Source organism: Ideonella aquatica (genome assembly GCF_018069755.1).
Taxonomy (GTDB): domain Bacteria; phylum Pseudomonadota; class Gammaproteobacteria; order Burkholderiales; family Burkholderiaceae_C; genus Ideonella; species Ideonella aquatica.
Genome location: NZ_JAGQDE010000005.1, coordinates 21,723 through 43,783 on the forward strand (window position 1 = coordinate 21,723; position 22,061 = coordinate 43,783).

Sequence of the window (22,061 nt, forward strand, 5' to 3'; positions counted from 1 at the left end):
GCTCAGAGCCCTTGTGCGGCGCGGATCTGCTCCAGCACGTCCTTGGCGCTGGCCGGGATGGGGGTGCCGGGGCCGTAGACGCCCTTGACGCCCGCATCAAACAGGAAGCCGTAGTCCTGCGCCGGGATCACGCCGCCGACGAAGACGATGATGTCCTCGGCGCCCTGCTTCTTCAGCTCGGCGATGATGGCCGGCACCAGGGTCTTGTGGCCGGCGGCCAGCGTGGACACGCCCACCGCGTGCACGTCGTTCTCGATCGCCTGGCGGGCACATTCCTCGGGCGTCTGGAACAGCGGACCCATGTCGACGTCGAAGCCCAGGTCGGCGAAGGCCGTGGCCACCACCTTGGCGCCGCGGTCGTGGCCGTCCTGGCCCAGCTTGGCGATCATCACCCGCGGGCGGCGGCCGGCCTGCTCGGCGAAGGCGTCGATCTCACCCTTGAGCTTGTCCCAGCCCTCGGCCGAGTCATAGGCAGCTGCATACACACCGGTCACCTTCTGGATGTCCGCACGGTGGCGACCGTACACCTTTTCCAGCGCATCACTGACCTCGCCCACGGTGGCGCGCAGGCGGATCGCCTGGATGGACAGGTCGAGCAGGTTGCCCTGGCCCGATTGTGCGGCAGCGGTCAGCGCGTCCAGCGCCGCCTGGACCTTGGCGCCATCACGGGCACCCTTGAGGGCCTGCAGACGGGCGATCTGGGACTCACGCACCTTGACGTTGTCGACCTCGAGGATGTCGATCGGGTCTTCCTTGGCCAGCTTGTACTTGTTGACGCCGACGATGACGTCCTTGCCCGAATCAATGCGGGCCTGCTTCTCGGCCGCGCTGGCCTCGATCTTCAGCTTGGCCCAGCCCGAGTCCACCGCCTTGGTCATGCCGCCCATGGCCTCGACCTCCTCGATGATGGACCAGGCCTTGTCGGCCATCTGCTGGGTCAGCGTCTCCATCAGGTAGCTGCCGGCCCAAGGGTCGACCACGTTGGTGATGTGGGTCTCTTCCTGGATGATCAGCTGCGTGTTGCGGGCGATGCGGGCCGAGAACTCGGTGGGCAGCGCGATCGCCTCGTCGAAGCTGTTGGTGTGCAGGCTTTGCGTGCCGCCGAAGACCGCGGCCATCGCCTCGATCGTGGTGCGCACCACGTTGTTGTACGGGTCCTGCTCGGTCAGGCTCCAGCCGCTGGTCTGGCTGTGCGTGCGCAGCATCAGGCTCTTGGGGTTCTTCGCGTTGAAGCCCTTCATGATGCGCGCCCACAGCAGGCGGGCGGCACGCATCTTGGCGATCTCCAGGTAGAAGTTCATGCCCACCGCCCAGAAGAAGCTCAGGCGGCCGGCGAAGTCGTCCACGTCCAGGCCCTTGGCCAGCGCGGTCTTCACGTACTCCTTGCCGTCAGCCAGCGTGAAGGCCATCTCCAGCGCCTGGTTGGCGCCGGCTTCCTGCATGTGGTAGCCGGAGATGCTGATCGAGTTGAACTTGGGCATCTTCTGCGCCGTGTACTCGATGATGTCGCCGATGATCCGCATGCTCGGCTCGGGCGGGTAGATGTAGGTGTTGCGGACCATGAACTCCTTGAGGATGTCGTTCTGGATGGTCCCGGACAGCTTGTCCTGGCTGACGCCCTGCTCCTCGGCCGCCACCACGTAGCCCGCCAGCACCGGCAGCACCGCGCCGTTCATCGTCATCGACACGCTGACCTTGTCCAGCGGAATGCCGTCGAACAGGATCTTCATGTCCTCGACGCTGTCAATCGCCACACCGGCCTTGCCGACATCGCCAGTGACGCGCGGATGGTCGCTGTCATAGCCGCGGTGGGTGGCCAGATCGAAGGCCACCGACACGCCCTGCCCGCCCGCGGCCAGCGCCTTGCGGTAGAAGGCATTGGACTCCTCGGCGGTGGAGAAGCCAGCGTACTGGCGGATGGTCCAGGGCCGCACCGCGTACATCGTGGCCTGCGGGCCGCGCAGGAAGGGCTCGAAGCCCGGCAAGGTGTTGGTGAAGGGCAGCGCCTGCGTGTCCTCGGCGGTGTAGAGCGGCTTGACGACCAGGCCTTCGGGCGTGTGCCAGTTCAGCTTGTCCAGGTCACCACCGGCCGACTTGGCGGCCGCCTTGGCCCATTGCTCGAGGCTGGCGGGGTTGAATTCGTGTGCGTTCGACATCACAGGGCTCCAGGGCTCAGACACGGCACCGCCCGAGGGATGACCCCCACCTGGGCTGCGCTTGCCTCACATCATACATGATGCATAATTATGAATACAAACTTGAACGTGGCCTGACGGCCCGCCTGCTCAGCCCCTCGTCCCGTGCCCACCGACGCCGACACCCTGCTCGCCCCGCGCGCCCTGTACCAGCAGGTCGCCGAGCGCCTGCGTGAGCAGATCTTTGCCCGCGCGCTGGAGCCCGGCAGCTGGATTGACGAGCAGAAGCTGGCCGCCGACTACGGCATCAGCCGCACGCCGCTGCGCGAGGCGCTGAAGGTGCTGGCCGTGGAAGGACTGGTGACCATGAAGGTGCGCCGCGGCGCCTACGTCACCGAAATGTCCACCGACGATGTGCGCCAGGTCTACCGCCTGCTGGGCCTGCTGGAGAGCGACGCCGCCGCCGAAGTGGCCGAGCGCGCCACCGAGGCCCAGGTGCGCGAGCTGCGCGCGCTGCACGAGGCGCTGGAAGCGCAGGTCAGCCAGCGCGACGCTTTCTTCGACACCAACGAGCAGTTCCACAGCCGGCTGATGACGATCGCCGGCAACCGCTGGCGCCAGCAGATCGTGGGCGACCTGCGCAAGGTCATGAAGCTCAACCGGCACCACTCGCTGTTCAAGAGCGGCCGCCTGGCGGAGTCGCTGGCCGAGCACCGTGCGGTGATGGCCGCGCTGGAAGCGCGCGACCCGCGCGAGGCGGCGCGCCTGATGCGCGCCCACTTCGACAACGGCCTGGCCGCCGCCACCGTCTGAATGCGCGGTCAGCGCCTCAGACAGTGGCCCAGGCCTTGACGAGCGTCAGCCGCTCATCGGCCTGATCGATGAAGCCGTCGAGCGTGTTGAGCATCTCGGTGCTCGGGCCGGAGCCGTCAGCGAGTTCGTAGGGCGTCGAGCGCAGCTCACCGATCAGCTCCTTCAGCAGGGCCATGTAGGCGTTCCGCTCGTCGGCGCTGAGCGTCGAGCTCGGCTTCGCTTCGGCCTTGGCCTTCAGCGGCTCCCAGTCGGTGGCGGTGCGGTGCAGCAGCAGCTCCAGCTCACGTGTCGACACCACAGCCAGACCGCCCTTGGTCTCGGCCCGCTGCTTCACGGCCAGCCAGCTCGCCGCGCTCAGCTCTACCGTGGACGGCGCCCAGCCTGCCACCGACTTCACCGTGCGGCCGGTGACGACGTTGTCGTCCGGCATGCGCTTTTCCAGATAGCTGACGACCTTGTCCAGCTCGGCATCGGGGTCCTTCAGCGTCTCGGCGGTCAGGCCACAGGCGCTCATGAAGTCGGCCACCAACACATCTTTCTCGATCAAGGCCCCCCAGGCCACCGAGTACTTGGCCAGCGTCGGGTTCTTCTTCAGCGCGATCAGGCCGAGCTTGCGGTTGGCCGGCCGCGACAAGGCCAGCTTGTAGGCTTCCCAGGCGGCGGTCAGGTCGTAGCGCTTCTTGCATTCGTACAGGAATTGCTCGAGCGCCTGCGTGCCGCTGGCCGCCGCCGTGACAATCGCCCCGGCCGGCGCGGTGAAGGGACCGGCGCACTGCAGGATGGCGCCGATCATCTTGGCGCATTCGAAGGCCGCATTGAGCTGGTAATGCGTGGCCTGCATGCCGCCGTTGTAGATGAACTGCGAGACAGCCGACGAGTACGAACTCGCGGCATTGAACATGCCCTGGCGCTTCTGGCAGAAGACGTAGGTGTCGCGGGTGCGGCAGCCGGCCTCGTAAACGTTCTTCATCATCTTCACCGCACAGCCGGCGATGGCCAGCGGCGCAATGAAGTTGGTGGCGGTGTCCAGGCCCATGTTGACCACATTGACGGCCCACTTCAGGATCGCCTGGTCACGGTCGAGCTGGGCGATGCGCCGGTCCAGCGCGCCGACAAAGATGTCCAGCGACTCGTCCCCCTTGGGATCGTCCTCGGGCGGATCATCCCGCACGGAACTGAAGTCCTCGGTCATCAGGTCGCTGGCCTTGCGCTTCGCCCGGTCCTGGGCGGCTGGCGTGTCGAAGTCGGCCAGGGACACGCCGGTCAGCGCCGTGGCGGCGCCCTGTGCGAACAGCTGCTGCAGGGCACCGGCATCGGCCGCCTCACAGGCGGTGACCACGGCCGCCGGGTCAGCCGGCTGGCCCGCCATGGCGGACTGAACGTCAGAGGCCAGCTTGGTGACGCCGGGGGTGGTGCCGCTGACGGCCGGGTCCAGCGCCTTGATCGTGTCGCTCAGCGCGTTGGCCAGCAGGTTTGAGATCGCGCTGACCTGGACCGCGGTGAACGGCCGGATCCGGAGCTGGGCCGCCACCAGCTTGGCATTGCATTTCGTGCCGAAGCTGGCGCTGGCCGCCACACCCAGTCCGCGGTTGTTGGCATTGAAGACCTTGCCCAGCTCCGACGAGACCCCGGCCACCACCAGCGGCGCCAGCCGCGCCACCTGCAGCGCCTTCTTCTCGTCGTCGCTCAGCTCGGTGCCGCCAAGCTGGTCCGACAGGTCCTTGCCGCCATCAATCGCGTCGTCAAAAATAAAAGTCAGACTCTGGCCGACGATGTTCATGCCGGCGCCGGCCTTGTCCAGGTCACCGGCCCAGCTGCCATCATCCTTGGCCTGCAGTCCCAGGTTCTCGCGCCAGGACTGGATGTTCTCGCCCGGGCTGGCCTTGCTGACCAGGTCGTCAGCCTTGGCGCTCTTCAGCGATTCACTCTGGATGCCCACCGAGCTCTCGGTGGCGATGAAGTTGACCAGGCTCTTGCCCAGCGCAAAGTTCTCATCGAACAGCCGCTTGGCGGTGCTCTTCTTGTCCAGCTCCAGACGCTTGGCGTAGGCGTCGAAGCTGCCATCGAGCATCTTCTTGGTCTGGCTGTACTTGTCAGGGACGCTGGTCTCCGACAGTAGACCCTGGCGCATCAGCGGCTGGTAGACCTCGGCGGCGATCTCCTCGGGGGTGAACAGCGGGTCGCCGTCAACCATCTCGGATTCCAGCTGGCGCACCATCTCGTCGACCTGTCGGGCCGCCGCCAGGTGCTTCTGGAACTCCTCCTGCGAGCCCGTGGCCGGATCCCATTCCTCGATCTGGCCGGAGGCCTTGGCCAGCCGGTAGCCGTCACGCTCTTCGTCCAGGTCGAAGACCGTGGTCTGGTCGTGGTTGACCTCGTCCACCGTCTTCATCAAGGACTTCTCGCTGCCCTTGCTGACCTGGACCGATGCGCCCTCCTTCAGCGTGGCATTGGCCTTCTGGCGGTCACTGATGATCTTGGCGATCACCGCCTGCTTGCGCTGGTGTCGCGCATCGACTTTCTTCTGCTCGGCGGACGAGCCGGTCAACTCATTGAGCCAGGTCTTCTGCGGGTCTGTCAGCATGGTGCTTCCTTGTTCAGCGTCGGCGCGGTGCAGCCTCAGGCGGCCAGCAGTGCGCCCTTCATGTCACGCAGGGCCGCGGAGAGGGCCGCCGTGTTGTACGGGGAGAAGGGGTTGGAGCGCAGGGCGTCCAGGACGAGGTTCTCGTTGACGATGCGCTCCGACTGGCGCAGGCTGGCCAAGGCCTGTTCCTTGAGCTCGGGCTTGGCGCCCTTGGACAGGTTCAGCACGATCGCCCGGAACTGCGCCGCGTTGAGCAAGGCCATCGCGCCGCGCACCAGATCCAGCGTCTCCTTCTTGGCGTCGTCCGTGACACTGCCGTCGCCATTCCAGGCCGCGGTCATCGCCTTCTCGACACGTTCCAGCGCAGCGAGGTGCTGCCCCACCGCGTTTTCCCAGTTCATCGCGCAGGCCACCAGCGACTCGCCCGACGCCACCTGCGGCGCCAGCGGCTGCTTGACCAGCTCGGCGGCGGTGGCCCGGGCCAGTCGCAGACGCTCGCGCGCACCGGCGTAGTTGCCGGCCTTGGCGTCCTTCTTGGCCGCGTCGTGGTGGGCGCCGATCTGATCGAAGAGGCTGGTGTTGAAGCGGTTGAGATCCGACGAGAAGTTCTGCTTGAGCGCCGTGATCTTGCGCAGGTCGTTCTTCTCGAATACGTCGGCCTCGGCCTCGTAGGCCAGGCGGTCCTTCTCGGCCTGGAAGGCGTCGGCGTCCAGCCGGTCGGCCATTTTCTGTGCGCGCTGGGGCTCGGCGGCGGCGTCGATCAGTTGGCGGGTCGCATTGACCGACGCGATCGTCATGTCGATGTCGTACTCGGGCGCATTCTCCAGGGCCTTCAGGCGGGCCTTCAGGTCGGCGTAGACCTTGGGCTGGCGGGTCTTGACCGGGTTGGACTCGAGGGCCTGCTTGGCCTCGTTGAGCAGCTTGGTCAGGTTGGCCTGCTTGGCCATCAGCTTCTCGGCCTTGACGATCGCCTCATCGACCCGCGTGCGCAGCTCGTTGATCAGCGCCAGCGCCTCAGCCGGCGACTGGCCTGTCAGCTTGGTGGGCAGCAGCTGGTTGAACTCGCCCTCCAGCGGGCCCTGCTGGGTCGGCAGCCAGGTCTTGAAGTCCTTGCGGGTCACCTCGGTCTTCAGCGCCTTCATCGCGGTGTCCACCGCGGCGTAGTTGACACCGCCGGTCTTCTTGCCGGCCTCCAGCGCGAAGTTGGCGACCTCGGTCTTGAACAGCGCCAGCAGCCGCACGCCCTCCTCGGACACCGCAGGCACGCTGGACTGGACCATCGCCAGCAGGTCGTTCAGCCGCTCGGTCTGCTTCTCATGGAAGGCCTCACGGGCCTTGTCGCCCTTGTCGGCCTTGCTCAGCTTGCCCAGGTCGTCGCCCAGGGTCTTGGCGTCCTGCAAGGCCGACGCACGGGCCTGGTTCATGCTGTTCTCGATCGACAGGCGCTTGGCCGCGATCTGCTGGATCAGGGTACCCAGCAGGGCCTCGTCGGCCCGACCTGCGGCAGCTTCGTCGTCCAGGTGCTTGTACTGCGCCTCCAGCGAATCAAGCGTGGGCGCCGTGGTCATCAGCACATGACCCGCGGGCAGTCCAAACCCGTGCAGGTACTTCAGGCCGCGTGCTGCCTCGGCGGCCTTCAACCGGTAGGCCGCCAGGGCATCGGCCGCCTTCTTCTGTTCCTGGTTGGCCGTGAGCTGGCCGCTGTCGCCCAGCAGGTCCTCGACCGCCTGGGTGATCTTGTCAAGCGCCTCCACCACCCGCGTCACATCGAGCTTCAGCTGCTTGAGGGCCTTGTCGCGCGTCTCGTTGGTGGCATCGGCGCCGCCCTCGCCCTGGTAGAACGGTTGGCGCGCCTGGCTCCAGCCCGACTTCTGGGTGCTGACCTGCTCCCGGAAGGCGGTGACCTCGCCAGCGGCCTTCTCAAGCCGCCCGATCACCGCGTTGGCGCGTGCCACGGCCTCGTTGACCTGGCGGTCCAGCTCACCCAGCGCCACGCGCTGGTTGGTGCCGGCGTCCTTGAAATCCAGGTCCGGCGTCTTGCCCTCGTCCAAGGCCTTCAGGGCGTCGATCACCTGCTGCAGGCGTGTACGCACCACCAGGCGCTCTTCCATGGCCACCGCCTCGACATAGCGATGCTGCGGCACCAGACCCGCCCGCATCTCGGTCACGACGGCCGTGTTCAACGGGCCGGCCACGCCGACGAGTGCGGGGTACTTCAGGCCCAGGCTGCCCTCCAGCAAGGGACGCACGCCCTCGATCAGCGGCGTCAGCGCCTGGTCCACCACCGTCCAGCGCCCTTGCGCCTGGAGGTGCAGCTCGTGGACTCGCGTGAACTCATCCTTCAGCGCCTTGAAGGCCTCTGCCGCCTTGGCGTACTGCTGCATGCTGGCCAGGTTGTCGGCCACACCAATCCGTTGCAGCCAGGGTTGCACCACATCGGCCGGCGCGCAGGTCTTGAGCTCGCCCAGCTTTCGCATGATCGGCGAGCGCAGCCCAACCATGTCCAGACGCCGCCGCTCCGCCTCGTCCAGCGCGTTCTGGATGGTGCCGGCCAGGGTGTTGAGTTTGCCGGTGCCGGTCGTGACGGCGGTGCTGCGCTGCCCCTGCGGCGCCTTGCTGATGTCCATCAGCACCAGGGCACGTTGCTGGCGGAAGTCCTGCAACTGGCCCGGTGCGCCCAGTCCCAGCTTGGTCTCGAAGGTGTCGATGAGGCGCTGGGTGTCGTCCATCGCGGTCTTGAACTTGGGGTCGCCCAGGCCCTTCGCGAACTCCGCCGCGGCCTTGCGGCCCGCTGCCAGCGTGCCGGACAGGCCCTCCAGCGCCTCATAGGCGGCGTGGTAGTCGGGCTCAACCAGTGTCGCGTCGTCCAGCAGCTTCTGCAGCGCGGTGACCTGCGTGACCGTGCCGGGCAGGGCTTGCAGCTCGGCGATGGCCTCGGTGATGCGCTGGCGTTTGTCCATATACACCGGCTTGTGGCGCGCGGTGTCCAGCACACGCTGGCGAACCTCGGGCGCTGCGCGCGGGTCCTTCTCGGCGATCGCCATCTCCAGCTCATGGCGCAGCGCCAGCAATTGCCGCGAGGCCTCGCGCACCAGATCCCGACCCTGCGCCTCCTTGAGGCGCTTGGCCTTGACGTCCTCACGCGCCTTGCGCGCCGCATCGGCATGGACTTCAAAGCGGTGGGTCCAGTCGCTCAGCCCCGGATAGTCGGCCGGCGTCTTCTTCATCAGCTCCAGCAGCTTCTTGACCACGGGCGAGTTGTCGGCCAGCGCGCTGCGCTCCTTGTCGGTCAGCGACAGCAGCTTGCGCGCCTGCTCGCACCATTGCATCAGTTCTTCCAAGGTGGCCATCAGGAGCCTCTCAGGTCGGGTGAGGGTGAAATTCGGCCCTCAGCCCGGCTGTGGCGCCGGGCCGAAGGATCGCTGCGGGGTGGCCTGCAGCGGTGGTCGTTCAACAGGGCATGCCGCTCAGGCGCTGCCCGGCACGTTGTCCAGGATGCGGCCAAGGGCCGTGCCCAGCAGCTCGGCGATGCGCACCTCGACGCCAAACGGGTTGCCGTCCACGTGCGCAATCAGCGGGTTGCTGGCGATGTCGCCTTTCCAGGTGCTCAGGCCGGCGATCAGCGCCGCCTTGGTCGGTGCGCGCTCATCCTCGGCCGCCACCATGGCCTGGTCGACCAGGTCCTGCAGCTGGCCGGTCAGGTCGCGCAGCCCTTCGGCGAGTTGCTCGGCCAGGTCGGCTTCTTCGGACAGTTGCTCGGGGATCGCCTTTTTCAGCGCCTCGATCTGGCGGGTGGCGGCGTCGTAGGCGGTCCTGAATTCGAGCAGCGACTGCCGGTAGGCGCGGATGCCGGCCTCGGGCAGACCGCTGTCGCTGCCCTGGGCGGCCGCCTCGTCCAGCAGCGTGGCGAGCTGCTTGAGGGCATTGAGGCCCGCGGCGAACTGGCTTTTCTCGGCCCGGTCCTGCGCCAGGCCCATCACCGCCCGCAGCTTGGTGGCCTCCTTCGGGTTGCCGGCCAGCACCTTCAGGTAGCGCTCCTCCAGGCTGGCCAGCAGGGTCTGAAACTGGGCCTCGGCAGGGTCGCCCGAGCCGGATGAGGCCGACTGCTCCAACACGGCCTCGATCTTGTCGAGCGCTGCCTCGGCCAGGTCCATGTTGCCCTTGGCGGCGCCAATCGCTGCGATCAGCGGCTTGAGCTGCTCGGCCTGCGGACCGGCCATGCCGGCCTTGATGTTGGGCTGCAGTGCCGCCAGCCGGGCGTTGAAGGCCTTGGCACGATCGACCGGAGCCGGGCTCTCGGCGGCCGGGGCCTCGGCCGGGATGCTGGCCAGCAGTTTTTCGAGGGTCAGCAGGGCCTGCACCCCGGCCAATGCCTGGCCGCTGGCCACCTTGCCGGCCGCAAAATCGAGCAGCGGCTGGATCTTGGCAGCCAAGGCATGCCCGGAGGCCAGGCCGCGCGCAATGTCGGCCCGCATGGCCGCGAGCTTGGCCAGGTAGGCCGCGTCCGGCGACGGTGGGACGGCGGGCGCATCGGCGGGCGCCTCGGCCGGAGCCTCGGGCGCGGCGGCCGGCGCCGCCGCGGCGGGCGCATCGGTCTGGCTGTCGGCCTCGGTGTCCTCGTCCTGCTCAACCACCGTGCCATCCTCACTGGCCAGCACGATCTTGCGCACCCGGAAACCCACGGCCTTCAACGGTGCACGGACCTTCTTGACCAGTCCGCCGTAGGGCTTGTCCATGCTGAGGTACAGCACCTCCTCGGCGATCCAGGCGCTTCCGAAGGCGCCCGTCTTGATGCCGGTTTCGGCCTGCAGCAGGGCAAACAGACGACGACCGGCGGTCTTGGGCGCCAGACACAGCACCGGCGGCGCCTTGTTGTCGTTGACGAAGCCAAACTGGACGCGGCGCTCGGCGTTGCGCTTGCACAGCGTCAGCTGGCTCAGCAGCCGCTTGGGATCGAGCAACTGGCTGCCGCTCTCCTCTTCATCGTCCCCACCACTGGCCGCGGCCTTCAGTGCGGTGGCGGCCTTGTCGTAGGCCTTCTCAAGGGTCTGCAAGCCCTGGTCGATGTCCTTGCCGAGCGTCTTGGCAGCGTCGGCGATTGTCTTGATGGCGTCCAGCGTGGGCTTGGCCAGACCCTTGTCCTTGGACAGTTTCTGCGCGGCGTCCGCCACCGACTGGGCTTCGGACTTCAGGCCCACCACCTGCGCACGGTAGGTCTTTTCCAGCGCCGCCCACAGGTCGTCGAGTTCCTTGGGCGAGGACGCCTTCTTCTCCCAGCCGGGCTCGAAGGCCGGCCAATCGATGGCCTGGCTCTTCTTGTCAAAGGCCTTCAGCTGGCTCTCCAGCGGCCCACCGGCGGGGATCACCCCCTTCTTCTTGTCCCAGTAGGCCTTGCCCAGCTCTGCGGGCACATCCACCAACGCCATGTCCAGCACTCCTCGATGGTTGTCATGAGCCGCCGGTGTCCCAGGGCGGGGCCGACTGGCTGCGCCAGTGGCCGCCGCAGAGGCCCGGCGCCACACCACACTGGCGTGTCAACCCCGATTCTGCGGCCTGATCGCGTTAGCGCGCATTAGCGCGGCGGCCGCGCGATCGATCCAGGCATCCGGGCTTTCCCGAACAAGCGCCGCAACACGCGCCCCAAGGGAGGCTAATCGACCAGGACAGCCTGCCGGACCCGCTCCACGTAGCCCGGCCCGACGGCACGACTGTCGTCCGGACAACCGGCCGCCGAATTGCAGGCAGTGGCGGTGATCGTGATGCTGCGCACCACATGGACCGCGCCAGGGGCGCTTTCGCCTTCGTTGTAGGCCGTGGCGTTGCAACGCACGGTGACCCACACCCCGGCGTCGGCGCTCAGGTCCAGCGTCTGGCTGGCGTTGCTGCAGGCGGTCCAGCTGCCCTTCAGGGCCTGCCAGGCGCCCCACTCCAGGCCCGCGCTGGCGGCCACGTTGGCGCGCGCCACCGATACGCCCTGGGCGGACGACAACTGCTGCGCGCTGCCCAGCCGCACCACCGCGGCCGCCAGCGCCGCCAGCAGCACCAGCACCACCACTGCGGCGATGGCGCCGAAGCCGTGTTGCACGGATTGCGGCGAACGGCGCAGCCTCATGGCACGTTGCTCACATGCGCACCCATGCTCAGGTGGGCGGTCTCGCCGCCGCGGGCGAGCTCAATGTCCAGCCAGACAAAACCACTCTGCTGCGTCGCCCCCTGGTTCGGGTCGTAGACGAAGTGGCAGCTGCGCACGCGCTCGGCCAGCACCGCGCCGCCGCTGGGGCAACTGCTGGGCGCTGCCGCGTTGAAGCCATAGGCCTGCGACAGCCGCAGCGTGCCCTTGCCGTTGCCTTCGCTGTCCAGCGTGCCGTCGGCGCCGCTGCAGCTGAAGAACACCGCCTGCCGGCTGGCCGGCACCAGCAGGAAGCGGCCGCCGTCATAGCCGGGCGAGACCTGCAGCGCGCCGATGCTCACCCGCTGCGTGCCGAAACTGGCCGCCGGGGTGGACACCGCGGTGACCAGCGCGCGGTTGCTGCCGGCATAGACGTCGTTGGTGTTCTGGTTGTTGATCACCACATAGTCGCCCACCGCAGCGGCGTTGCCGCTGGCCCCCAGCACATCGAACACCGTGGTCGCGGCACTGGTGTCCACCCAGGCCGAACAGTCGGCTGCCGGCGAACACGAGGGGCCGCTGTCGTTCTCGGTATCCGGCCCGGCGCGGTAGCGGCCACCGCCATGGGCGGGCACCAGCTCGATGCACTGGTCGCCAACGATGCGCACCGAGTTCGGCACCGCTCGGCGCACATCACGCACCATCAAGGCCAGGGCGGCATCGGCCTCATGCAGCAGCTCGCCGCGGTCACGGCTGGCCAGGTACAGGCCCATGGCGGGCAGCACGAAGACCACGAGTGCCGCCGCCAGCACGCCGGTGACGGCGATGACCATCACCAGCTCCACCAGCGTGAAGCCTGACTGGGGCGTGGCGTGGTGCGTCATGAGGCGTAGTCCGTGCGCCAGCCCACCAGCGTCAGTGACAGGCCGCCGCGGCTGACGGTGACACTGATCTTCAGCGCGCCGCTCACCCCGGCCAGCGTGCCGTTGACCACGCTAACCTGCACCGAGTAGCCGGCCAGCGCCGGAATCGGCGTGCCGTCGATCGTGCAGACCTGGCCGCTGCTGTTGAAGCCGTGGTAGTCGGCGACGTCGTTGAAGGTGTTGCGTGCGCACACCGCCGACGGTGTGTTGGACGCTGCGGCAAAGGGCTTGAGGCTGATCTCTTCCATCATCTCCTCGGCCACCGCCTGCAACTGCCGCTCGATCACCGGATCGGCCGATCCCGCGCCCACCGTGCTGAAGGCCAGCATCACGCCGGCCAGGCCGATCGCGATCACCACCATCGCGATGACCATCTCGATCAGTGTCATGCCACGCTGGCGGCGTTCAGCGGACCACGCCATTGGTCCCCCGCACGGTGATCGCCGACAGGCCAGTGGGTGTCAGCGTGAAGTCGGTCGCGCTGCCAGTGGCGCTGGACGAGACCGAGCCATCGGACAGGAAGTACAGCGTGGTCGACGGCGAGCCGACCATCGATGTGCCGCTGGGCGGCGACGCCCAGGCGGCTGCGCCGTCGGGGCCGCTCAGGTCGGCGCTGCAGCTGCTGGCCGGGTTGGCTGCCGCGATGCGCAGCGTCATCGAGCCGCTGCTGAAGGCCACGCAGACCAAGCGCCGGTGACTCAGTGCGGTGGACTGCGCCAGCCGCAGTCCGGCCACGACACTGTCGCGGTAGGCATCGGCGCGCAGACCGCTGGCCGCCTCCAGCCGCGGCAAGGCCACCGCCGCCAGCACGCCCAGCAGAATGATCACCACCACCAGCTCGACCAGCGTAAAGCCCCGGACGCGGCGCATCAGAACAGCTCCCGCAGGTGGATCTGCTTGCGCGTTTCGGGTGCATAGACGCCAAAGGTCGCGCGCGCTGACGGATCGCGGTCCCAGGTGGCGGCACACGAGCCGTTGCGCGAACGCAGCCACGCCAGGCCGGCGCCAGCCGAACTGGCGTGGCTGGTCAGGCAGCTCTGGTCAGCGGCCGTGCCGCTGCCCAGGTTCACTGCCACGTCGACGCTGCCCGTGCCCGAGGGGCTGGGCGGTGCCAGCGTGATGCTGCCCTGCCCGGCCGACAGCGTCACCGCGCTGACCGCGCTGGTCCAGCTGGCCGCGGTGCCGTTGTGGTTGACGGCACTGGGCCGCACCACGGCGCTGGTCGGGAGGCTGGTGCAGCTGTCATCGCTGTTGAGCACCCAGCTGCGGCCGCTCCATGCCTGCACCTGCAGCGGCAACTGCAGGCTGGACTTGTCGGTACCGAAGGCGTTGGACACCACCAGCCGCCCGCTGCGCAAGGTCATGCTGCCCTCGGTGTAGCCCAGCGAGCTGACGCCGTTGGCGTCGACCGCGCGCAGACCGATGGACTGTTCGGCAGTGAGCTTGTTGCTGAAGCTGAACACCGGCCCGGTGCCGCTGCCAATGCCTGCACTGAAGGCGCTGGCCGCCAGTGCACCGCTCAAGCTGCCGGTGGTGTTGCCGCTGGTCTCGCTGAAGCCGATCGCCTGGGCCTGGTTGGGGCTGGTGGCCACGCTGCCGTCGTAGTTGAGCGTGACGGCGCTGGTGGCGTTGCGTGCCGTCACCGTCACACCGAAGGGCTGGCCAGCGTAGCTGAAGCTGCCACAGGCGGCGCTGGTCTGCACATCCAGGTGGTGCGGAATGACGCCGATACTGCCGGCATCGGTGGTCTGGCTGCCGGTCTGAATGGCGTAGTAGCAGTCTTTCTCGTAGCCGTAGTCCGGATCACCGAAGACCGTGTTGTTGCACGCCACGGTGCCGCTCAACCCGTGCGCATGGTAGAACTTGCCGCGCGAGATGTAGCGCACAGTGGCCGTCATGCCCGACGGGATGGTGCAGTCGCTGCGTTCGTGCGCGCAGTAGGTCCAGGCGCCGGTGGTCCCGGCCACCGAGAGGCCGCTGCCCAGGTAGTTGCTGCTGGCCAGCCGGGCCGTGGCCTCCAGCCGGCCCACCTCGCTCCAGGCATTGCCGCTGAACGTGATGCTGCCGCCGCTGGCGCTGCCGGCGTTGCCGACCGTGAAGCTGCCATCCACCGCGCCGCTGCCGCCGGGCTTGGCGCGGTAGAAGCTGATCGCGGGCTTCAGCGGCGTGCTCTCGAGGCCGTAGTTCGGCGTCGCCACCCCCAGCGCGTTGACCGCTGTCACGGTCACCGAGAACGGATCACCGGCCTTGACGCTGGTCGGGTAGCCACTGAAGGTGTAGTCGTAGGGCGCTGCGACGAAACTGTCGCTGCCGTTGAGCGTGAGGCCGGCATCGGCACCACTGCCCACATAGCTGGCCGACAGCACCATCTGGCCGACATCGCGGTACTGCACGCTGACGTTGGCCACGCCACTGGTGTTGAAGCTCAAACTGAAGGACTTGCCGCTGCCGTCGCAGGCCCCGCCGTAATTGCCCGTGGCGTTGAGGGCGGCCAGGTTGACCAGCACGGGCTTGGTACCGGTGCTGGGATTCTGGTAGCTGCACTTGAGCGTCACGCTCTTGCTGCCGCTGAACGCCGCGCCGCAGCTGCCGCCGCTGTTCTTGACCGCGGTGATCGAGACCGTCTGCGACTCGCCCGAGCGGTGCGAGGGCACATCGAACAGAAAGCCGCTGCTGGCCGGCGTGAAGCTGCAGCTGCTGGTCGATGTGGCGGCCACGCCGAGCCCGCAAAACACCGGCTTGGCATTGCCGGGCGTGACCGACAGGCCCGTCAGGCCGATGGTGGCGGTGGTGGTGGATGTGACCTGCGCTTGAATCGTGGTGGTCGACGAACCGGCGGCAATGCTCCAGGCGGCACCTGACGGATAGGTCACCGTTACACCGGTGCCGGTGATCGCCAGGTTGCCGCTCAGCCCCCCCACGTAGTAGCCCGAGCAGGCCGCATCGGCACAGGCGCGGATGGTGTAGGTGGTGGGCTGACAGGTGACCGAGCTGGTGGCATCGGTGGTCACCTCGATGTGGTCCAGCTGGCGCCGCGTGACGCTGAAGTAGCCGCTGCCGCCCACCGCGCTCAGCTGTGCCGCAGACAGCGTGGCCGAGCGGCCCGCCACCGAGGTGGTCACGCCAACACCCGTGCCCGGACAGTTGGCGGCGGCCATCACCACCGACGCCACGTTGGTGCTCAGCCCGCTGTCGCTGGCCAGGTTGAGTTGCAGGTCGCTCAGCGTGCCTGTCAGGAAGCCGGCCGGGATCAGCGCGTCCGGAATGCACACCGTCAACTGCGTGGGCACGGTGCCCGTGGTCTGCAGGCGCCACAGCCGGCCGCTGCGGGCCCGCCCCGCCAGCGTGCCGCTGCCGATCGACACCGTGGTCTCAACGGTGCCGTTGTTGTCGCCAGCGATCACGAAGGAGCGGTCAGCCGAGAAGGCGGTGCCGGTGGTGGGTGCGATCGTGCTGCTGGTGGCCGGGATGCTGGCGCTGGTGGTGAGCGTGATCTGGTGGCCGCTGTTGGACGAGCGCGAGATGCGCTGGTCCAGCCTGCTGGTGTCGTCGCGACCCACGCCGACCACGTTGTGGTGGTGGCCGCTGCCGGCCGCCCAGGTCGTGCCGCCGCCGCTGTGCAGGTAGCTGGTGCTGCCGGCACCGTTGCCGCCCAGCGTGACGCCGTACTTGATCGCCAGGTAGCTCTCCAGCTGGCTGGCCAGTGTGGGCGTCATCGTCGTGCCCAGGAACAGCATGCCTTCGGCCAGGTAGCCCTGGAAGGTGCCGTCCCAGCCGGGCCAGCCCACGCGGAACGCGCCGTTGTTGCCGGTGAAGGCGATCTGATTGTTCAAGGTGCCGTCGCCGGCTGCAATGACCGCGGCACCATCCTGGCGGATGCCCTGCTTGCCGCTGCCCGGGGCGCCGGTCGAGGTGACATCCAGCGAAAACAGGTAAATCGACGGCGCGTCCACCAACTTCGACGACGTGTAGAACATCCGATTGGTGGTGCAGCAGTTGCCGGCGTCCCAATAGACGTGGGGACTCCACGGAAAATGAACCGACAGACGGCCATCCACGTAACCCGCTGGTGTCGCGGTGTCCTCAAAGAACAGCCAGTTGTACTCGTTGCTGGACGAGGCATAGCCCACCGCCACATAGTGAGCCTTGGTCCAGGTGGCGGTTCCCAGGAAACTGGGCCCGGTGAAGTACTGCGCCCCGGCCGCGGTGGCGGTGGTGCTGGTGAACTCCACCGTCGGATTGAAATTGATGTTGCGCGCGTTGGTGTTGCGGTAGACCGGCGCCGTGGTGCTGCCGTTCAGGTTGCGTGCGAAGCTGGCGCTGTTGAGCCAGGTGCCGATGGCCGCACCGTCTGCCAGGCCGATCGTGCCCGCCCGACCCCACCAGACATGGCCACTGACGCCACCCGGCGCGCTGCCCTCACCCGCCGTGAAGGTCACCGCACTGAAGGAATTGGCTTTGCCGTTGTTGTTCAGACCCCACTGGGCGACATCGGTGCCACTGAGCTGCACACCGATGGTGGCGCTGCTGCCGGAATCGCCCATCGAGCCATAGCGGAACTCGACGTTGCCGTACTCGTAGATCGCCACCTGGAAGGTCAGCCGCAGCAACAGGTTGTTGTAGGGCGACACGCTGTTCCAGCTGATCACGAAGCGCCGGTTCGGCGCGGTGCCCAGCGTGCCGTAGGTGACCGAGGCCCCAAGCACATCGGTGCGCAGGTCGTCCCAGTACGGCAGCAGCAGCGGCGCGGTGCCAGAGGGCAGCGCGGTGTTGGCATAGGCGGTGTTGGCCGCGCTGAAGGCCACCAGCCCGTTGGACGACACGTAGACCTTGGTCAGCGAGACACCGCCCACGGTGACCGTGAACGGCAGGTTGATCGCGGCCGAGGCGACATCGTCACCCACCACGCCAGCGCTGGTCGAGACCGTGTCCCAGCTGTAGGTCGAGCTGGCCGCCGTGTACGTGGCCGACCACGCAGGTGCGCTGGCCAGCGCCAGGACGGCGAGCCAGGCATGCAGCAGCAGTCGCACGAACTTCGACATGCGTCGATTCTGCGAAGCGGCCGCGCCGCCAAACCGCTGAAAAGACGCCCAAAGGCCAGGCTGAACCGACCCCACCGCGATGGCGGGACCGGCTCAGCCTGGCCCTTCTGCGCTGCCGCCCCCGAAGGACGGATCAGTTGCCGGCGGCGATGCCCTTGAAGCTGGCGCTGCTGTTGCTCACGCTGACGGTGCAATCGGCCGTGGTGCCGTTGGTCGTGCCGGGTTCGGAGCCCGATGCGGCCACGCTGTAACCGCTGGGCAGACCGCCTTGCAGCAGGCCCGAGACATCCGAGCACTCGTCGACCTTGACGCACTTGTCCGCGGTGACTGCGTTGTTGGTCAACATGCAGCCGGCGTAGTTGTTGTTCATGGCCGCGGCGGCGGCGCCGGCCACACCGGCGGCCGTGCCGTCGTAGGCGTCGTCACGCAGGTCCATGAACTTGGGCAGGGCGGCGGCCGCCAGGATGCCGAGGATGACGATCACGACGATCAGTTCGATCAGCGTGAAGCCGCGTTGCAGGGTGGATTTCATCGCATGCTCCTTGCGCAGGCAGGGCGGTGGGACTCAATTGCCGGCGGCGACGCCCTTGAAGCTCGCCAGCGCACCGGCCTGGTAGCCGGTGTAGAACACATTGCAGTCGCCCGTGGCGCCATTGGTGGTGCCCAGGTCGGTGCCCGACGCCGCCACGCTGTAGCCGCTGGGCAGGCCGGCCTGCAGCAGGCTGGCCACGTCGGAGCAGTTGTCCACCTTGACGCACTTGTTGGCGGTCACGGTGTTGTTGGTCAGCATGCAGCCGCTGTAGTTCAGGTTCATGGCCGCGGCACCGGCGCCAGCCACGCCTTGCGCGGCGGATGCGTAGGCGTCGCCGCGCAAGTCCATGAACTTGGGCAGGGCCGTGGCGGCCAGGATGCCCAGGATGACGATCACGACGATCAGCTCGATCAACGTGAAGCCTTTGGTGGATCTCATCGGAATCTCCTTCGAGGCGGGGTGGGTCAGGAACAGGTGGACTGCAGGACGGTGATCTCCGGCCGCTGCCCCACGCCGGCGGGGGCGAGATAGACCAGCTCGCACGTCCCGTTTTCGGCATGTCGCAGCGACACCTTGAGCCCGGCCTGTCCATGCAGCCGGACGCTCTCCACTCGGAATTGATCGGCCGCGGGCTCGCCGGGCACCAGGCCGACCAGCCGGCCAATGCCGTCCAGCCCGGCCTGCGGGTAGCCCGTCTCGCCGCGCACCAGCCACAGGCCGACGCGCACCTCACGGCAGTCCTCGCGCCGATCACGGGCCTGGGCGGCCAGGCATTGCCAGTGGAACTGATCGACGGCCTGGATCATCAGCAGCGCCATGTTGTCCAGCGTGGCGGTGCGCGCGTAGCGCTGGGCATCGCGGTAGCGCGGCAGCGCCACCGCCAGCAGCGAGGCGATGATCACGATGACCACGGCCAGCTCCAGCAGGCTGAAGCCCGGCGCGCGGTGGGTTCGACGCAGCGGCTTCATTTCTTGAAGGCCGCGCGGCCCAGGTCCCAGACCGGCAGGAAGACACCCAGCGCCAGGATCAGCACCAGGATGCCCAGGAAGACGATCAGGATCGGCTCGATCTGCTGCGACAAGGTCTTGAGCTCGTACTCGACGTCGCGCGCATACAGGTCGGCCACCTCGTCCATCAGCTCGTCGACCGCGCCAGTCTCCTCGCCCACCGCGATCATCTGCAGCACCACCGGCGTGAAGATGCCGGCCAGTGCGGCCGCGCGCAGAATGGTCTCGCCGCGCTCGACGCTGTCGCGGATACCTTCCACGCGCTGGCCAATCCAGCGGTTGTCCACCGTCTGCGAGACCACCGCCAGCGCCTGCGCCACCGGCACGCCAGAGCGCAATGACAGGGCAAAGCTGCGGGCAAAGCGCGACAGCGTCGCCTTGTGAACGATCTTGCCGGCCACCGGCAGGCGCAGCTTGGTGCGGTCCCAGATCAGGCGGCCGGCGGGCGTCGCTGCCCAGCGCCGAAAGCCCACGAAGCCAGCCACGGCGCCCAGCGCCAGCAGCCAGCCGAACTGCACGGTGAAGGCCGAGGTGGCCATCAGCACGCGGGTCATCCACGGCAACTCGGCACCAAAGTTGCGGAACACCTGGTCGAAGGCCGGGATCACGAAGAGGTTGATCACCCCCACCGCCACCACCATCGCGGCGATCACGAAGCTGGGGTAGCGCAGCGCCGAGCGCACCTGCTGGCGCATGAACTGCTCGAACTCCAGGTGCTTGAACAGCCGCAGGAAGACCTCGTCCAGGCGCCCGGTGGCCTCGCCCACGCGAACCATCGCGATGTAGAAGGCGTCGAACACCGCGGGGTGCGAGGCCAGCGCCTGCGACAGTTCGCGGCCGGACTCCAGCGTCTGGCGCACCGCGGCCAGCGTGGCGCGCATCGCCGGATTGGCGGCCGATTCGATCAGCCCGCCCAGCGCGCGCAGGATGGGCACGCCGGCCCGCAGCAGGGTATTGAGCTGGCGCGAAAACAGCAGCAGGTCCACCGTGGCCACGCGCGGCTGGCGCCAGGCCGGCAGGCGCAGGCGGAGCGGCAGCGCTGGGCTGCGTGCCGCCACGGCGGCCTGGATGCGCAGCGGCGTGATGCCTCGCGACTGCAGTTGCTCGGCCACCGCGCCGGCGCTGGGCGCCTCCAGCGTGCCGGAGACGGCACCGCCGGGACCATGGCCGGTGTAAGCGAACTCGGCCATCTCAGCCTTCATCCACCTGGTTGGTGGCGCGCATCGCCTCTTCCAGCGTGCTGCGGCCATCGATGGCCAGGCGCACCGCGTCACGGCGCAGCGTGTGGCCGCCCATCTGGCGGCGCGCGGCCTGGGTGAAGGCCTGGGCCTCACCGTGGTTCAGCGCCTCGACCAGCTCCTGGGTCATCTCGACGAACTCGTAGATGCCGGTGCGGCCGCTGTAGCCGGTGTGGTTGCACAGCGCGCAGCCACGCCCGCGCCAGAACGGGGTGTCAGCCGCACGGTCGCCCAGCTCGGACTCGATGAACTGCGCCTCTGCCGGCGTGGGCTCGGCGGGTGCCTTGCACGAGGGACAGATCACCCGCACCAGGCGCTGCGCCAGCACCATCTGCAGCGACAGCGCCACCATGTAGCGTGGCACGCCCATGTCGAGCAGGCGCACCGGCGTGGACAGCGCATCGTTGGTGTGCAGCGTGGACAGCACCAGGTGGCCGGTGATGGCCGCGCGCATGCCGATCTCGGCGGTTTCCTGATCGCGCATTTCGCCGATCAGCACCACGTCCGGGTCCTGGCGCAACGCGGCGCGCAGCACGCGCTCGAAGCTGAGGTCGATCTTCTCCTGCACCTGCACCTGGTTCAGGCCAGGCAGGCGGTACTCCACCGGATCTTCAGCGGTGAGGATCTTGCGGTCGGTGCTGTTGAGCTGGTTCAGCGCGGCGTACAGCGTGGTGGTCTTGCCCGAGCCGGTGGGGCCGGTGACCAGCACCATGCCGCTGGGCCGGGCGATCGCGCGGCGCAGCGCAGCCAGCACGCGCTCGGGCATGTGCAGGCGGTCCAGCTCCAGCAGGCCGGCATTCTGGTTCAGCAGGCGCATCACCACCGATTCGCCATGCTGCGTGGGCAAGGTGGAGATGCGCACGTCCACCGTGCCACCGGCCAGCTTGACGGCGAAGCGGCCGTCCTGCGGCAGGCGCTTTTCGGAGATGTCCAGGCCGCTCATCAGCTTCAGGCGCAGCGCCACCGCGCCGGCGATCTTGGCGTCGGTCTCGGTCTGCACGCGCAGCAGGCCGTCGATGCGAAAGCGGATGCGCAGCTGCCGCTCCTGCGGCTCGATGTGGATGTCTGAGGCGCGCACGCGCAGCGCCTCCTCGAAGACGCTGGTCAGCAGGCGCACCACCGGCGCGTCCTCGGCGCCCAGGTTGCCCAGGCCCAGCACGTCGGCCAGGCGGGTGTCGGCGGCGCCCAGCTCGCTGGTCAGCTCGCGCGCCAGGCCAGCGATCTCGTCGCTGCGCTGGTAGCTGCGCTCGATGGCGGCCAGGAACGCGCCCTCGGTGACCACCGAGACCTCGATCGGGCGGCGCAGCAGGCGGCCCAGTTCGTCGTAGGCGCCGATGTCGGTGGGGTCGGCCATGCCCACGCGCAGCGATGCCCCCTCTTCGGACAGCACCACCGCACGCAGGCGGCGCGCCTGCACCTCGGGCAGCAGCTTGATCAGCTCGGGACGCAGCGACTGCGGCTGCAGCTCGACGAAGGGCATGCCCAGCTGGCGCGCGATCAGGCGCGCCACCTGTTCCTCGGTGACCCAGCCATTGTCGACAAAGGTGCGGCCGAGCTTGCGACCGGTGCGGCGCTGCTCTTCCAGCGCGCGCTCGAGTTGTTCGGGCGCGAGCAGGCCCTCCTTGATCAGGAGGTCACCCAGGCGGACGCGTTCAGGACGGGCCATCGCTCAACCGGT

At 68.2% G+C, this 22,061-nt stretch carries 15 protein-coding genes; 1 reads left to right on the plus strand and 14 read right to left on the minus strand.

What is annotated here, in order from left to right; genetic code table 11:
- Window positions 1-2: 2 nt before the first annotated feature.
- Complete coding sequence (scpA, locus tag KAK06_RS07550) at window positions 3-2,156, minus strand: methylmalonyl-CoA mutase (RefSeq protein WP_210801329.1); 2,154 nt, start codon at window positions 2,154-2,156, stop codon at window positions 3-5.
- A gap of 144 nt (window positions 2,157-2,300) precedes the next feature.
- Between scpA and KAK06_RS07555 the strand changes: the two genes are divergently transcribed.
- Window positions 2,301-2,948, plus strand: coding sequence for a GntR family transcriptional regulator (locus KAK06_RS07555; protein ID WP_210801330.1), 648 nt, complete (start codon window positions 2,301-2,303; stop codon window positions 2,946-2,948).
- Between the two features lie 16 nt (window positions 2,949-2,964).
- Here the strand turns inward: KAK06_RS07555 and KAK06_RS07560 are convergent, their stop codons facing one another.
- The 13 genes from KAK06_RS07560 to KAK06_RS07620 form a co-directional block, all read right to left on the minus strand.
- A complete protein-coding gene (locus KAK06_RS07560; RefSeq protein WP_210801331.1) occupies window positions 2,965-5,532 on the minus strand; it encodes a hypothetical protein in 2,568 nt (855 codons plus the stop codon).
- 35 nt (window positions 5,533-5,567) lie between these two features.
- Window positions 5,568-8,882 carry a hypothetical protein gene (locus KAK06_RS07565; RefSeq protein WP_210801332.1) on the minus strand — a complete coding sequence of 1,105 codons (3,315 nt, stop codon included), beginning with the start codon at window positions 8,880-8,882 and terminating at the stop codon, window positions 5,568-5,570.
- A gap of 117 nt (window positions 8,883-8,999) precedes the next feature.
- Window positions 9,000-10,958: a hypothetical protein gene (locus KAK06_RS07570; RefSeq protein WP_210801333.1), complete on the minus strand. Its 1,959-nt coding sequence runs from the start codon at window positions 10,956-10,958 to the stop codon at window positions 9,000-9,002.
- Between the two features lie 224 nt (window positions 10,959-11,182).
- Window positions 11,183-11,644, minus strand: coding sequence for an MSHA biogenesis protein MshP (locus tag KAK06_RS07575; RefSeq protein ID WP_210801334.1), 462 nt, complete (start codon window positions 11,642-11,644; stop codon window positions 11,183-11,185).
- Complete coding sequence (locus KAK06_RS07580; RefSeq protein ID WP_210801335.1) at window positions 11,641-12,525, minus strand: type II secretion system protein; 885 nt, start codon at window positions 12,523-12,525, stop codon at window positions 11,641-11,643. Before KAK06_RS07580 ends, KAK06_RS07575 begins: the two co-directional genes overlap by 4 nt.
- The gene (locus KAK06_RS07585; protein ID WP_210801336.1) at window positions 12,522-12,986 is read right to left on the minus strand and encodes a prepilin-type N-terminal cleavage/methylation domain-containing protein; all 465 of its coding nucleotides are present in this window, start codon (window positions 12,984-12,986) and stop codon (window positions 12,522-12,524) included. Before KAK06_RS07585 ends, KAK06_RS07580 begins: the two co-directional genes overlap by 4 nt.
- Window positions 12,970-13,434 (minus strand): type II secretion system protein, encoded by a 465-nt coding sequence (locus KAK06_RS24520; protein WP_210801337.1) that lies wholly within the window; start codon window positions 13,432-13,434, stop codon window positions 12,970-12,972. Before KAK06_RS24520 ends, KAK06_RS07585 begins: the two co-directional genes overlap by 17 nt.
- Window positions 13,434-17,606: an NIDO-like domain-containing protein gene (locus KAK06_RS07595; protein ID WP_210801338.1), complete on the minus strand. Its 4,173-nt coding sequence runs from the start codon at window positions 17,604-17,606 to the stop codon at window positions 13,434-13,436. Before KAK06_RS07595 ends, KAK06_RS24520 begins: the two co-directional genes overlap by 1 nt.
- A 133-nt stretch (window positions 17,607-17,739) precedes the next feature.
- A complete protein-coding gene (locus KAK06_RS24525; RefSeq protein ID WP_210801339.1) occupies window positions 17,740-18,138 on the minus strand; it encodes a type II secretion system protein in 399 nt (132 codons plus the stop codon).
- Between the two features lie 33 nt (window positions 18,139-18,171).
- A complete protein-coding gene (locus tag KAK06_RS24530; protein ID WP_210801340.1) occupies window positions 18,172-18,576 on the minus strand; it encodes a type II secretion system protein in 405 nt (134 codons plus the stop codon).
- A gap of 26 nt (window positions 18,577-18,602) precedes the next feature.
- The gene (locus tag KAK06_RS07610) at window positions 18,603-19,106 is read right to left on the minus strand and encodes a type II secretion system protein (RefSeq protein WP_210801341.1); all 504 of its coding nucleotides are present in this window, start codon (window positions 19,104-19,106) and stop codon (window positions 18,603-18,605) included.
- Complete coding sequence (locus KAK06_RS07615) at window positions 19,103-20,335, minus strand: type II secretion system F family protein (RefSeq protein ID WP_210801342.1); 1,233 nt, start codon at window positions 20,333-20,335, stop codon at window positions 19,103-19,105. The genes KAK06_RS07610 and KAK06_RS07615 overlap by 4 nt, the downstream gene beginning before the upstream one ends.
- Before the next feature lies 1 nt (window position 20,336).
- Window positions 20,337-22,049 carry a GspE/PulE family protein gene (locus KAK06_RS07620; RefSeq protein ID WP_210801343.1) on the minus strand — a complete coding sequence of 571 codons (1,713 nt, stop codon included), beginning with the start codon at window positions 22,047-22,049 and terminating at the stop codon, window positions 20,337-20,339.
- Window positions 22,050-22,061: the final 12 nt, after the last annotated feature.